Source organism: Streptomyces himastatinicus ATCC 53653, from assembly GCF_000158915.1.
Taxonomy (GTDB): Bacteria; Actinomycetota; Actinomycetes; order Streptomycetales; family Streptomycetaceae; genus Streptomyces; species Streptomyces himastatinicus.
The window spans coordinates 2,554,520-2,566,884 of sequence record NZ_GG657754.1; the positions used below are offsets into that span (position 1 = coordinate 2,554,520).

Annotated in this window: 14 protein-coding genes; 9 read left to right on the forward strand and 5 right to left on the reverse strand. The window is 71.3% G+C overall.

The genetic code is table 11. The features are described from left to right. On the reverse strand, positions 1 to 941 hold a 941-nt coding region (locus tag SSOG_RS10145; RefSeq protein WP_039937095.1), incomplete at its 3' end, for an FAD-dependent monooxygenase. Positions 942 to 1,145: 204 nt separating this feature from the next. Between SSOG_RS10145 and SSOG_RS10150 the strand changes: the two genes are divergently transcribed. The 9 genes from SSOG_RS10150 (at position 1,146) to SSOG_RS10190 (ending at position 8,079) form a co-directional block, all read left to right on the forward strand. Further along, positions 1,146 to 2,267 carry a SchA/CurD-like domain-containing protein gene (locus tag SSOG_RS10150; RefSeq protein WP_009714121.1) on the forward strand — a complete coding sequence of 374 codons (1,122 nt, stop codon included), beginning with the start codon at positions 1,146 to 1,148 and terminating at the stop codon, positions 2,265 to 2,267. Positions 2,268 to 2,341: 74 nt separating this feature from the next. Beyond that, the gene (locus tag SSOG_RS10155; protein ID WP_009714122.1) at positions 2,342 to 2,749 is read left to right on the forward strand and encodes a cupin domain-containing protein; all 408 of its coding nucleotides are present in this window, start codon (positions 2,342 to 2,344) and stop codon (positions 2,747 to 2,749) included. Continuing rightward, entirely contained in the window at positions 2,746 to 4,005 is a 1,260-nt protein-coding gene (locus tag SSOG_RS10160; protein ID WP_009714123.1) for a beta-ketoacyl-[acyl-carrier-protein] synthase family protein, read from the forward strand. The genes SSOG_RS10155 and SSOG_RS10160 overlap by 4 nt, the downstream gene beginning before the upstream one ends. Continuing rightward, complete coding sequence (locus SSOG_RS10165) at positions 4,002 to 5,270, forward strand: ketosynthase chain-length factor (protein ID WP_009714124.1); 1,269 nt, start codon at positions 4,002 to 4,004, stop codon at positions 5,268 to 5,270. Before SSOG_RS10160 ends, SSOG_RS10165 begins: the two co-directional genes overlap by 4 nt. Next, complete coding sequence (locus SSOG_RS10170) at positions 5,270 to 5,527, forward strand: acyl carrier protein (RefSeq protein WP_009714125.1); 258 nt, start codon at positions 5,270 to 5,272, stop codon at positions 5,525 to 5,527. The genes SSOG_RS10165 and SSOG_RS10170 overlap by 1 nt, the downstream gene beginning before the upstream one ends. A 1-nt stretch (position 5,528) precedes the next feature. Further along, positions 5,529 to 5,993, forward strand: coding sequence for an SRPBCC family protein (locus tag SSOG_RS10175; protein WP_009714126.1), 465 nt, complete (start codon positions 5,529 to 5,531; stop codon positions 5,991 to 5,993). 4 nt (positions 5,994 to 5,997) lie between these two features. Continuing rightward, positions 5,998 to 6,321: a TcmI family type II polyketide cyclase gene (locus SSOG_RS10180; RefSeq protein ID WP_009714127.1), complete on the forward strand. Its 324-nt coding sequence runs from the start codon at positions 5,998 to 6,000 to the stop codon at positions 6,319 to 6,321. Positions 6,322 to 6,683: 362 nt separating this feature from the next. Continuing rightward, a complete protein-coding gene (locus tag SSOG_RS10185; protein WP_009714128.1) occupies positions 6,684 to 7,241 on the forward strand; it encodes a hypothetical protein in 558 nt (185 codons plus the stop codon). Positions 7,242 to 7,545: 304 nt separating this feature from the next. Continuing rightward, positions 7,546 to 8,079, forward strand: coding sequence for a class F sortase (locus tag SSOG_RS10190; RefSeq protein ID WP_009714129.1), 534 nt, complete (start codon positions 7,546 to 7,548; stop codon positions 8,077 to 8,079). A 68-nt stretch (positions 8,080 to 8,147) separates the two neighbouring features. Here SSOG_RS10190 and SSOG_RS10195 read toward each other — a convergent pair whose 3' ends face one another. The 4 genes from SSOG_RS10195 to SSOG_RS10210 all read right to left on the reverse strand — a co-directional run. Further along, positions 8,148 to 9,194 carry a methyltransferase gene (locus tag SSOG_RS10195; RefSeq protein ID WP_039937100.1) on the reverse strand — a complete coding sequence of 349 codons (1,047 nt, stop codon included), beginning with the start codon at positions 9,192 to 9,194 and terminating at the stop codon, positions 8,148 to 8,150. Between the two features lies 1 nt (position 9,195). Further along, on the reverse strand, positions 9,196 to 10,263 hold the full coding sequence (locus tag SSOG_RS10200; protein ID WP_009714131.1) for a right-handed parallel beta-helix repeat-containing protein: 1,068 nt from the start codon (positions 10,261 to 10,263) through the stop codon (positions 9,196 to 9,198). Positions 10,264 to 10,327: 64 nt separating this feature from the next. Further along, positions 10,328 to 11,404 (reverse strand): MBL fold metallo-hydrolase, encoded by a 1,077-nt coding sequence (locus tag SSOG_RS10205; protein ID WP_009714132.1) that lies wholly within the window; start codon positions 11,402 to 11,404, stop codon positions 10,328 to 10,330. 59 nt (positions 11,405 to 11,463) lie between these two features. Continuing rightward, positions 11,464 to 12,365 (reverse strand): aminotransferase class I/II-fold pyridoxal phosphate-dependent enzyme (locus tag SSOG_RS10210; RefSeq protein ID WP_009714133.1); only part of this gene is annotated, 902 nt, incomplete at its 5' end.

The window sequence follows — 12,365 nt, forward strand, 5'->3', positions numbered from 1 at the left end:
ATCTCGTGGGCGGAGTCCCCGGCGAGGAAGACCCGGCCGAAGCCGTAGGTGTCGGCCACCCGCTCGGCCGCGTGCCAGGGCGCCTTTCCGGTGATCTCGACCTCCAGGTCGGGCATGCCGATGGCGGTGCGGATGTGCTGGGCGCAGCGTTCGTCGGTGAACTCCTCCAGGGCTTCGCCGCGCTCGGGGTGCCAGGGGGCGTGGAAGACCCACTGCTCCTGGTTGTCGACGGGCAGGAGCGCGCCGTCGGCCTCGGGGTTGGTGAGGTAGCACGCGATGAAGCGGCGGTCGCCGACCACGTCGGCGAGCCGCTTGGCGCGGAAGGTGATGGACACGTTGTGGAACAGCTCGCCGTGTCCGCTCTGGCCGATGCCGAGCGCCTCGCGGACCGGGCTGCGGGGGCCGTCGGCGGCGATGAGGTAGTCGGCCCGGACGGTGGAGCGGGCCTCGGTGCGGCGGTCCAGGATGACGGCGGTGACCCCGTCGGCGTCCTGCTCGAAGGAGAGCAGCTCGGTGCCGAAGCGGAGGTCGCCGCCGAGGTCCTGGGCGGCTTTGAGGAGGACGGGTTCGAGGTCGTTCTGGCTGCACAGACACCAGGCGGAGGGGCTGATGCGGGCGGCTTTGCCGCCCGGGTCGATGTCCCGGAAGAGCCAGTTGTGCTCCTCTCCGGCGAGCGACGGGGTCTGCATGATGCCGTGGTTGTCGGCCAGGACGGCGGCCGCCTCACGGATCGCGGACTCCACTCCGGCGGTGCGGTACAGCTCCATCGTGCGGATGTTGTTCCCGCGTCCGCGCGGGTGGTGAGAGGTCCGCGGATGCTTCTCGACGAGCAGGTGGCCGATCTCCAGACGGCCCAGGAACAGTGAGGCGGACAGGCCCACCAGGGAGCCGCCCGCGATGAGGACGGGGACGCGTTCAGCAGTCTCGGCAAGACGATTCATCTTGCTGCTATGCCCGGTGTTTCCAGGCCCGTTCGGGGCTCTGACCAGGCGTTCCCTCAGATGGCTCACAAATCTCGCGCCATACGTGGGAGCGCCCCACGATCGGTCTGACGGGCGGCGCATCCAACGAAGGACGCATCCCCCTAGGAGGAGTGGAAAATGAGCACCCTGCCCCAGACTCCACAGCCCACCACGACACCAACCATGACCACGCGGTCCTCGCAGTCCTCACTCGCCGATTCGCGGCTGCGCGTGGTGCTGCTGCTGGATGTGCGCAGCGGTGCCGAGGAGCGTTTTCTGCGTGCGTACGACGAGCTGTGCCAGCAGGTGGCCTCGGTTCCGGGGCACCTCAGCGACCAGTTGTGCCAGTCGATCGAGGACCCTTCCAAGTGGCTGATCACCAGCGAGTGGGAGAGCGCCCCGCCCTTCCTGGCCTGGGTGGACAGCGAGGCGCACCGGGAGATGGTCAAGCCCATGCACGGCTGCGTGGAGGACACCCGGTCGCTGCGGTTCGGCATCCTGCGGGAGACCGACAAGCGGGTCCGGGGGACGACGGCGGCCCGGGGCCGGCTCCAGGCCGCGCCGCGGATCGGCGACGGACTGGTCCGGCACGGCCTGACGTTCACGGTGAAGCCCGGTTCCGAGAAGGACGTGGCGGCGATCCTGGCCGACTACGCCCCGATGGAGACGCGGGTGGACGACACCACCCGGCTGTGCCGGACGTCGCTGTTCATGACCGGCAACCGCGTGGTCCGGGCCGTCGAGGTCAAGGGCGACCTGGTGGCGGCGCTGCGCCATGTGTCGCGGCAGCCCGAGGTGCGTGCGGTGGAGGCGGCCGTCAATCCGTATCTGGAGGAGCCGCGCGACCTGGACGACCCGGATGCGGCGCGGGAGTTCTTCTACCGGGCGGCGCTTCCGGTGGTACACCACCTGACGGCGGTCAACGGGGCGAACGGCAGCGCGCCCGCCGGACCGCTGCGGCGGCACGCCCTGTGCTACCCGGTGCGGGAGGGGTCCGGCACGGCCGTGTCCCGGCTGCTGGCCCGCCAGGACGAACTGGCGATGAACGGCGGTACGACGCCCCTGGTGAGCAGCACCATTTTCCAGCACGAGGACCTCGTCGTCCGGATGATCGACATGCGGGCGCCGCTGGACCAGGACCCCGCCCTGTCGGTCGGTGTCGGCGGCAAGCGTGCCGCGGCCGTGCTGAGCCGCCTCATCGAGCGCGGCCCGGACCGGGATCTGTCCCACGAGGACGGACTGCGGCGCTTCCTCGCGGACTGCGACATGGAGCCGGTCACCGACCGCCGGGCGGCGGACTACTGACATTCCCCCCTTCTTTGCGGCTTTCACGCCCTTTACGTCCCCCATGTCACGTTCCATGTCCGGAGGCACCGATCATGACCACGCAGTCCCCCCACATCGTCGACCTCGCCGACGTCGCTCACAACACGCGGCGCGGCGGCGATCTGCGCGCCATGCTCACCCCGAGCACGGTGGGCGCCACCAGCGGCTTCATGGGCCTGGCCCTCATGCGACCGGGTGAGCGCATCGGTGAGCACTACCACCCGTACTCCGAGGAGTTCGTGTTCGTCGTCTGCGGCGACCTGGAGGTGGACCTGGACGGGACCGCGCACCAACTGCGCCCCGACCAGGGCCTGCTGATCCCCCGCGACATGCGGCACCGCTTCCGCAACGTCGGCGACACCGAGGCCCGGATGGTCTTCCATCTGGGCCCGCTGGCTCCCCGTCCCGAGCTGGGGCACGTGGACACGGAGGCCACCGAACCTGCCGAGGCGTCATCGTGACGCGACGGGTGGCGATCACCGGGCTCGGCGTGGTCGCACCGGGGGGCGTGGGTGTTCCGGCCTTCTGGGACATGCTCACCGCCGGGCGCACGGCGACGCGCGGCATCACGCTCTTCGACCCCGCGGGCTTCCGCTCGCGGATCGCCGCCGAATGCGACTTCGATCCGGTGGCCGCCGGGCTGACCACGGAGCAGGTCGAACGCTCCGACCGGTACGTGCAGTTCGCGCTGGCGGCCTCCCGGGAGGCCGTACGGGACGCGGGTCTGGAGACCGGCGGCGAGCAGTGGCGTACGGGGGTGTCGCTGGGCACGGCGGTCGGTGGCACCACCCGGCTGGAACACGACTACGTCGAGGTCAGCAACAAGGGCGAGTCGTGGAACGTGGACCACCGGCGGGCCGGGCCGCATCTGCACCGGGCGTTCTCGCCCAGCGCGCTGGCCTCCGGGGTGGCGGAGCTGATCGGGGCGCAGGGGCCGGTGCAGACCGTCTCGACCGGGTGCACCTCGGGTCTGGACGCGATCGGGTACGGCTTCCAGGCGATCGAGGAGAACCGGGCCGACGTGTGCATCGCGGGCGCGGCGGACTCCCCCATCTCCCCCATCACGGTGGCCTGTTTCGACGCGATCAAGGCGACCTCGGCCAACAACGACGACCCCGAGCACGCGTCGCGGCCGTTCGACGCGCGCCGCGACGGTTTCGTGCTGGGCGAGGGCGCCGCCGTGCTGATCCTGGAGGAGCTGGAGCACGCGCGCGCCCGCGGCGCCCGGATCTACTGCGAGATCAGGGGGTTCGCCACCTACGGCAACGCGTACCACATGACCGGACTGACCCGGGAGGGCCTGGAGATGTCCGAGGCCATCGACCACGCCCTCGGGCACGCCCGCGTCAACAGCTCCGACATCGACTACGTCAACGCGCACGGCTCCGGCACCCAGCAGAACGACCGCCACGAGACGGCCGCCGTCAAGCGTTCGCTGGGCGATCACGCGTACCGGACGCCGATGAGTTCGATCAAATCCATGGTGGGGCATTCGCTGGGCGCCATCGGGGCCATCGAGATCGTGGCCTGCACCCTGGCCCTCGCGCACGGCGTGGTCCCGCCCACGGCCAACTACGAGAATCCCGATCCCGAGTGCGATCTGGACTATGTGCCGCGCACCGCCCGCTCCCTGCCGCTGCGCCATGTGCTCTCGGTGGGCAGCGGGTTCGGCGGCTTCCAGTCCGCGGTCGTGCTCAGTCATGGGGGTGCGTCATGAACGCCACCGTAGAGACGACCAGCAGAGCAAGGAAGCACATCCGGGGCGCGGCGATCACCGGAATGGGGATCGTGGCGCCCAACGGCGTGGGGACGGACGCCTTCTGGAAGGGCGTACGGGAGGGGATCACCTTCCTCGACCGGCTCACCCGCGAGGGCTGCGAGGACTCCCCGCTGCGGATCGCGGGCCAGGTCCGCGGCTTCGAACCGGGGTCGGTGGTCGAGGAGCGGTATCTCGTCCAGACCGACCGCTTCACCCACTTCGCGATGACCGCGGCCGAGCTGGCCCTGGACGACGCGAGGCTGCCGCGCAAGGACATGTCGCCGTACGCGGTGGGCGTGGTGACCGCGTCCGGCTCCGGCGGCGGCGAGTTCGGCCAGCGCGAACTCCAGCAGCTGTGGGGCAAGGGGCCGCGCTATGTGGGCCCGTACCAGTCCATCGCCTGGTTCTACGCGGCCAGCACCGGCCAGATCTCCATCCGCGGCGGGTTCAAGGGCCCGTGCGGGGTGGTCGCGAACGACGAGGCGGGCGGCCTGGACGCGCTCGCGCATGCCTGCCGGTCGATCCGGCACGGGGCGGACGCGATCGTGGTGGGCGCCGCCGAGGCGCCGCTCGCCCCGTACTCGGTGGTCTGCCAGCTGGGGTACGAGGAGATGAGCCTGGCCCGGGACGCGGGCCGGGCCTATCTGCCGTTCACCGCCGACGCCTGCGGCTTCGCGCCGGGCGAGGGCGGGGCAATGCTCATCGTCGAGGAGGAGGGCGCGGCGCTGCGCCGCGGGGCGCGGGTCCGCGGCCGGATCCTCGGTCACGGCGCCACCTTCACCGGCCCGTCGATGTGGGAGCGGTCCCGGGAGGGGCTCGCGCAGGCCATCCGTGTGGCGCTGGACGAGGCCGAATGCGCCCCGGAGGAGATCGACGTGGTGTTCGCTGACGCCCTCGGCACCCCGGAGGCGGACCGCGCCGAGGCCCTGGCCATCGCCGACGCGCTCGGCGCCCATGGCACCCGGGTGCCGGTGACCGCCCCCAAGACCGGTTTCGGCCGGGCGTACTGCGCGGCCCCGGTCCTGGACGTGGCGTCCGCGGTGCTCGCCATGGAACACCGCGTCGTACCGCCCACCCCGTACGTCACCGACGTATGCCATGACCTCGACCTCGTCACCGGCAGTTCCCGCGCCTGCGGGGCGCGGACCGCGCTGGTGCTCAGCCGGGGGCTCATGGGTTGCAACGCGGCGCTCGTGCTCCGCGGCCCGGAAGGAGATATGTGATGCCCAGTCAACTGTCCTACAGCGACCTGGCCTCGCTCATGAAGCGCTGCGCCGGACTGACCGTCGACCCGGAGCTGATGCGCACCCGGCCGGACTCCACGTTCGAGGAGTACGGGCTGGACTCGCTCGGCCTGCTCGCGATCGTCGGCGAGCTGGAGAACCAGTACGGCACCCCGGTCGAGCCCGGCGCCGAGAGCTCCAAGACGCCCGGCGACTTCCTCGACGTCGTCAACACCTCACTCACGACGGGAGCATGAGATGACCGGCCACACCGACAACGAGATCCTCATCAAGGCGCCCCTGGACCTCGTCTGGGACATGACGAACGACCTGGAGAACTGGCCGAACCTCTTCAGCGAGTACGCGTCGATCGAGGTGCTCCAGCGGAACGGGGACACCGTCACCTTCCGGCTGACCATGCACCCCGACGAGAACGGCAAGGTCTGGAGCTGGGTCTCCGAGCGCGAGACGGCCCGCGATGTGCGGACCGTCTGGGCGCGCCGGGTGGAGACCGGGCCCTTCGCCTTCATGAACATCCGCTGGGAGTACGAGGAGGAGCCCGAGGGCACCCGTATGCGCTGGACCCAGGACTTCGAGATGAAGCCGGACGCACCGGTCGACGACGCCGGAATGACCGAGCACATCAACCGAAACTCCAAAATCCAGATGGAGCTGATCCGGGACAAGATCGAGCAGCGCGCCCGCGCGCGGGTGGAGGCGTGAGGAAATGCATCGCGAACTGATCGTGGCCCGGATGAAGGAGAATGCGGCGCAGAACATAGCTGCCGTTTTCGACGAGTCGGACCGCAATGGCGAACTGCCGCATCTCATTGGCGTACGGGGCCGGAGTCTCTTCCAGTTCGGCGATGTGTATCTGCATCTGATCGAGGCCGACAAGCCGCCGGGGCCCGAAGTCGCACGGGTGGCAGGACATCCGGAGTTCCGCGCCATCAGCGAACGCCTCTCGGCGTACGTACAGGCCTACGACCCGGCGACCTGGCGCGAGCCGAAGGACGCCATGGCGAGGGAGTTCTACCGCTGGGAGTGCTAGGGGACGGGCCGGGCGAGGGCCCGGCCCGCCGTCGGGCGCACTCGTCGAACGGGCTGTTTTCGAACCGGCTGCCGCATACGCGGAAGCCGGTTCCGGCGTTTTCGGGGAAACCGTCCGGCGGACCCTCTGACCGCGCCCCAGAAATCCTGTCGGCCAATCAGATGAATAACCATCAGCCCGTTCGCGCGGCAAAAGAGTGATCCACGGTCAGAACTCCACCCGGAGGGCTTACATCCGTCAGATTTGCTGGCCGCGTCGGGTGGCAGCCGGGCCACTCTTCGCTGACGGTGGTTAAGACGCCGACGCGATCCCTTTGTCTGGCAAATAGTCAGTCATCGCGCCGGTGCCGGAAGGAATGACTCATGCGATCTACTCGCGCACTCTTCGCCGGGGCGGCGATTGCCGCCACCCTGACCCTGGGCGCCCCCGCCGCCGCGTTCGCTGCCGACGTCTCGGACCCGGGCGGTCACGGCGGGTACTCGAGCAGCCAGGAGTCCTCCGAGGACGGCTACGGTCAGAGCGGCAGCTCCTGGAAGGACAAGGACAAGGACCCGAAGGAAGAGCACGGGAAGGAAGAGCCGAAGGGCAAGGACGAGGACCCCCGCGAGCACCACGACTGGTCCAGCGACCCCAGCAAGGGCAAGGACGAGGACCCGCGGGAGCACGACTGGTCCAGCGACCCGAGCAAGGGCAAGGAAGAGGACCCCAAGGAAGAGCACGACTGGTCGGGCAAGAAGGGCGACTGGGACGGCGGGTCCTGGAAGAGCCACGAGAAGCCGAAGGGTGGCGTCCACACCGGTGGTGGCGGCATGGCCACCACGGGCAGCGGCATGGCCGCCGGTTCGGTTCTGCTCCTCGGTGGTCTCGGCGCCGGCGCCTACGCCCTGCGTCGCCGCAAGCCGTCCGGCACCGCGATCTGAGCCTGACGCTTCTGATTCACCCCGTGCTGCCGTGGCACCACCGCTCGCTTCGGCGGAGGTGCCACGGCAGCGCCACGGACGGTCGCTGTGAGAAAGGCGAACACCCGCATGGGCAGACAGGACAAGCAGGGCGGTACTGACAGCAACACCCGCACGCTCCGATGGGCCGCGGCGGCGTCTCTCATCGGTGTCTTCCTGATCTACAACTCGGCGACGCGGCCTCCCAGTCCTCCTCGGTGGCACCGGCCACGCCCGCGGCCACCGCGTCCCTCCGAGGCGGATTTCGCAGCCGGAGACGGCGGAGGTGCCCCCGGAGGAGTCCGAGCCCCAGGCTCCGGCGGCCAAGCCCGCGTCCCGGCCCGGGCCCGCGCTGCCGCGGTCGACCCCGAACCGGCTGGACATCCCCTCGATCGGCGTGAGCGCCCCGTTCACCGCGCTGTCGCTCGACCGCCAGGGAACCCTGGTCCCGCCGCCCGACACCGACAACAACCTCGTCGGCTGGTACAAGGCCGGTCCCTCCCCCGGTGAGCGCGGCAACGCCATCGTGGCCGGACACGTGGACACCAAGACCGGCCCCGCGGTGTTCTCCATGCTCAACACCCTGAAGGCGGGCAGCAAGGTGACCGTCACCCGCGGCGACGGCATCCTCGCCACGTTCGTCGTCGACAAGGTGCAGACGTACAAGAAGAAGGACTTCCCGGACCAGCAGGTCTACGGGGACACCAACGACGCCCAGCTGCGCGTGATCACCTGTGGCGGTGCGTACGACCACACCGCGAAGGACTACACGGCGAACGTGGTGGCGTTCGCCCACCTCACCTCGTTCCGCTGGGCCTGAGCAGCCCCCGCCGTAACAAGATGGTGCCCGCGCACTGCGCGGGCACCTTCGTCGCGTTACCCCGGCGGCTAGCCGGGCACCGTGCTGTCGATGGCGTGCAGATACGAGTTGACGGGACGGCTCTCGGTGACGTTCAGCCCGGCCTCGGTCATCCGCGCCACCAGGCTGTCCGTGGTGTGCTTGCGGCCGCCCACGTTGAGCAGCAGGAACAGGTCCATGGCCGTGGTGAACGAGGAGCGGCTGTTGTCGATGAGGTTCTCGATGACGAGGACCCGGGCGCCCGGCCGCGCGGCCGCGACCACATTGGCGAGCGTGCGGCGGGTGTTCTCGTCGTTCCATTCCAGGATGTTCTTGATGATGTACAGGTCGGCCTGGACCGGGATCTCCCGGCGGCAGTCGCCCGGCACCAGCGTGGCCCGGTCCGCCAGCGCGCCGCCGTCCCGCAGCCGCGGATCGGCGCCCGCCACCACCTTCGGCAGGTCCAGCAGGGTGCCGCGCAGATCGGGGCGCTTCTCCAGGAGGCTGGCCAGCACATGGCCCTGGCCGCCGCCGATGTCGGCGACCTCCTTGATGCCGTCGAGGTCGATGAAGGCCGCGACATCGGCCGCGGACTGGCGGCTGGAGGTGGTCATCGCCCGGTCGAAGACCTCGGCCGACTCGGGCGCGTCCTCGTGGAGGTACGAGAAGAAGTCCTTGCCGAAGATGTCGTCGAAGACGATGCCGCCGGTGCGCACCGCCCGGTCGAGCCGCGGCCAGGCCTCCCAGGTCCAGGGCTCGGTGCACCACAGGGAGATGTACCGCAGGCTGCGCGGGGCGTCCTCGCGCAGCAGCCGGGACATGTCGGTGTGGACGAAGCGGCCGTCGTCGGTCTCGGCGAAGATCCCGCAGCAGGCCAGGGCCCGCAGCAGACGGCGCAGCGGGTCGGGTTCGGCGTCCACCGTGGCGGCGAGTTCGCCGATGGAGGTGGGCTGCTCCCCCAGGGCGTCGGCGACGCGCAGCCGGGCGGCGGCGCGTACGGCGGCGGCCCGGGCGGCGCCGAAGGCGATCTCCCGCAGCTGCATGGCCGCCTGAGGCGCGGCCGTGCTGTCAGGGGCCGGGGGGGCGGTGGTGGTCATCTCAGCACCGGCCGGTGGGCACGGACAGGGTGCAGACGTTGCCCGTGAAGGTGTTGCCGGGGCCCTTGTCGCGGTCGGCCACATCGGCGGGCTTGTTGCCGGTGAGCACATTGCGGCTGATGGCGTTCTTGCTGTTCGCGACGCCGACGACGGACTTGAACAGCACGATGCCGCCGGACATGGGCGAGGTGCCGACGTTGTCGTGCACCTGGTTGCCGGTCACCCGGGTGGTCTCGGTGCCGGTGAGCACGATGCCCGCGCCCTGGATGAACGGCAGCCGGGCGTTGGGCGCGCAGTAGGCGTTGTTCCCCTGGACGGCGTTGTGGGCCACCGTCAGGTCCCCGGCGCGCGGCTTCGACTCGTCGCCCACGACGAACACCCCGCCGCAGTTGCCGGTGACGGTGTTCTGCTCGACGGTCAGGTTCCGCAGCCGGCGCACCACGACGCCGATCCGGTTGCCGCTCAGCCGGTTCTCGGCGACCCGGGTGCCCTTGGCGTCGGTGGCGCCGCCCTCGGCGTCGACCGTGTTCGCCAGGAAGATGCCCGACTCCTTGTTGTTGCGGGAGACGTTGCGGACGAAGACCCCGCGGGTGGACAGCTGCTGGCCGATGCCCTGCTGGCCGTTCTTCTCGGCGAGGGTGTTGCGTACGTCCATCCGGACGGTGCGGGAGCCCCAGATGCCGTTCTTGGGGAAGCCGGTGACGGTCAGCGAGCGGATGTGGACATTCTTGACGCGGCGCTGGGCCGTACCGGTGACGCAGACGCCGTGTCCGGCCTTGCCGCAGGCGTTGGCCGACGCCTTGTCGGGCGCGGTGAGGACGGTCGTGCGGCCCACGCCGCGCAGGGTCAGCCGGTCCTTGGTGATCTGCACGTTCTCCCGGTAGACACCGGCCCGCAGCTGGATGGTGTCGCCGGGCCGGGCCGCCTTCACCGCGGCCTGGATCGACTGGCCGGGCTTGACGGTGTGCACGGTGGGGGCCGGGGCGGCGTGGGCGCCCGGCAGCTGGGTGAGTTCGATGGCGAGGGCGGCCGTGAGGCCCGCGAGGTAGCGAAGCTTGAGTGTGCGCATGAACAGGAAGTTATGAGCGACTTTCACCACTCGCCACTTATGCCCCGCCTTGTTACGTACGCCCCTACTCCAGTACCCGGGAGCCGCCGACCGGCAGGTCCCACAGCTCCTCGCGGGGACGGCCCGTCGCCTCGAAGGCGGCGCGGACCCGGTGCAGGGGCTCCAGCGGCGGTTCGGCGGAGAGCAGGAACGTCGACCAGTGCATGGGGACCAGTGCCCGCGCCCCGAGGTCCTGATACGCCCGGACGGCCTCGTCGGGATCGGTGTGCACCGGGCGGAGCATCCAGCGCGGGTCGTACGCGCCGATCGGCAGCAGCGCCAGATCGATGCCCGGGTAGCGGTGGCCGATCTCGCGGAACCAGTGGCCGTAGCCGGTGTCGCCCGCGAAGTACACCCGCTGCCCGTCGGGCGCGGTGACGACCCATCCGCCCCACAGCGAGCGGCAGGTGTCGGTCAGGGTGCGCTTGCTCCAGTGGTGCGCGGGGACGAAGTCGAAGCGGACCGGGCCGCCCGCGCCCGGCAGTTCGGCCGCCTCCCACCAGTCCAGCTCGGTCACCCGGGTGAACCGGCGGGCCCGGAACCACCCGGCAAGACCGGCCGGGACGAACAGCGGCGTGGCGCGGAACAGCCGCTTGAGGGTGGGCGCGTCGAGGTGGTCGTAGTGGTTGTGGCTGATGACCACCGCGTCGACGGGCGGCAGATCCTCCCAGCGCACCCCGGGCGGGGTGACCCGGGCCGGGGTGCCGAGGATCCGGCGGGACCAGACCGGGTCGGTGAGCACGGTGAGCCCGCCGATCCGCAGCACCCAACTCGCATGCCCGGCCCAGGTCAGCGCCGTCTGCGCGGGTCCGGTCGGCGGCAGCGGACCGGGCGCGAAGGGCAGGTCCGGGATCTGGCGCAGCGTGTCCACCGGCGGCCGCAGCCGCCCCTCGCGGGCCAGCCGGGCGAGGGCGCGCACCCCGGGCAGCGGGGAGGTGAGCCGGTGGTGATACGACCGCGGCCAGGTGCGGACCTCGCCGAGCGGGCGCGGGGCGGACAGCGGCGGCGGCGCGTCGAGGGACGAACGCGCCCGGTCCGGGAGCGGCAACCGGGAGGTGCCGCGGCCCTCGCCCGCTTCGGTGGGTTCGGCCTGGTCGGTCATGCGGTGCGCTCCCTTCGCGGTCGCGTACGCGACCGCTTACACGATCGGCCGGTCACGGCTTACGGCCCCTCGGTCCGGACGAGGTCGCGGAAGGCCGTCTCGAAGGCGGCCAACTCCTCTGCCACATGCGGAAGTTCCAGCGGATCCGGGGCGGCCAGCGCGGCGAGCCGCAGCTCGTCCGACGCCCCGAGCAGCGGCAGCGTCGCCAGCCGGACCCGCAGGGTGTGCGGCGGATCGCCGAACCGGTGGCCGCCGGCCACCGCAGGGCCGAGCCGCCCGGCCAGTTCGCGCTCCAGCTCCACCGAATCGGTGAGGGAGCGGGCGGCGAGCACCCCGCGCAGCTCGTCGAGGTCCGCGTACAGGTGGCGCCCGGCCTGCGGCGGGCGGCAGAGCGCGCCGACGGAGGTCAGCGCCCGGTACGCGGCGGCCGCCACCGCCCCGTGGGCGCGGGCCGCGGCGGTCATCCGGCCGCGGACCGGCTCGGGCTCGGTGAGCGCGTACGCGGCGGCCACCGACACGGGCGCGGGCAGCCCGCCCCGTACGGCGGTGAGCGTGGACAGCACCCGTGCGCGCAGCTCCGCGCCGCGCTCGGTCGCCGGGAACCGGGCCACCGCGGCGGGCCAGCCCGCCGGGGTGAAGGCGCCCGCGAGATCGGTGAGCACGACCACGTCCTCAGGTGCCATCTCGGCGGGGCTCAGCAGCACCGTTCCGTGCGGATGGTGCACCGTGTCCCGCCATGTTTCGTCGCTCACGATCAGCAGCCCCTCGGCCACCGCCGCCTCGCACACCTCGTGCAGCAGCTCGGGCGGGGCCACGGTGCCGGTCGGGTCGTCGGCGACGGACAGCAGCAGGATGCGCGGCACCCCGCCCTCGGCCCGCACCCGGCGGACGGTCTCCAGCAGCGCGAACGGATCGGGCAGCCCGCCGCACTCGGCCGGTACGGGGGCGTGGTGGCCGCGCC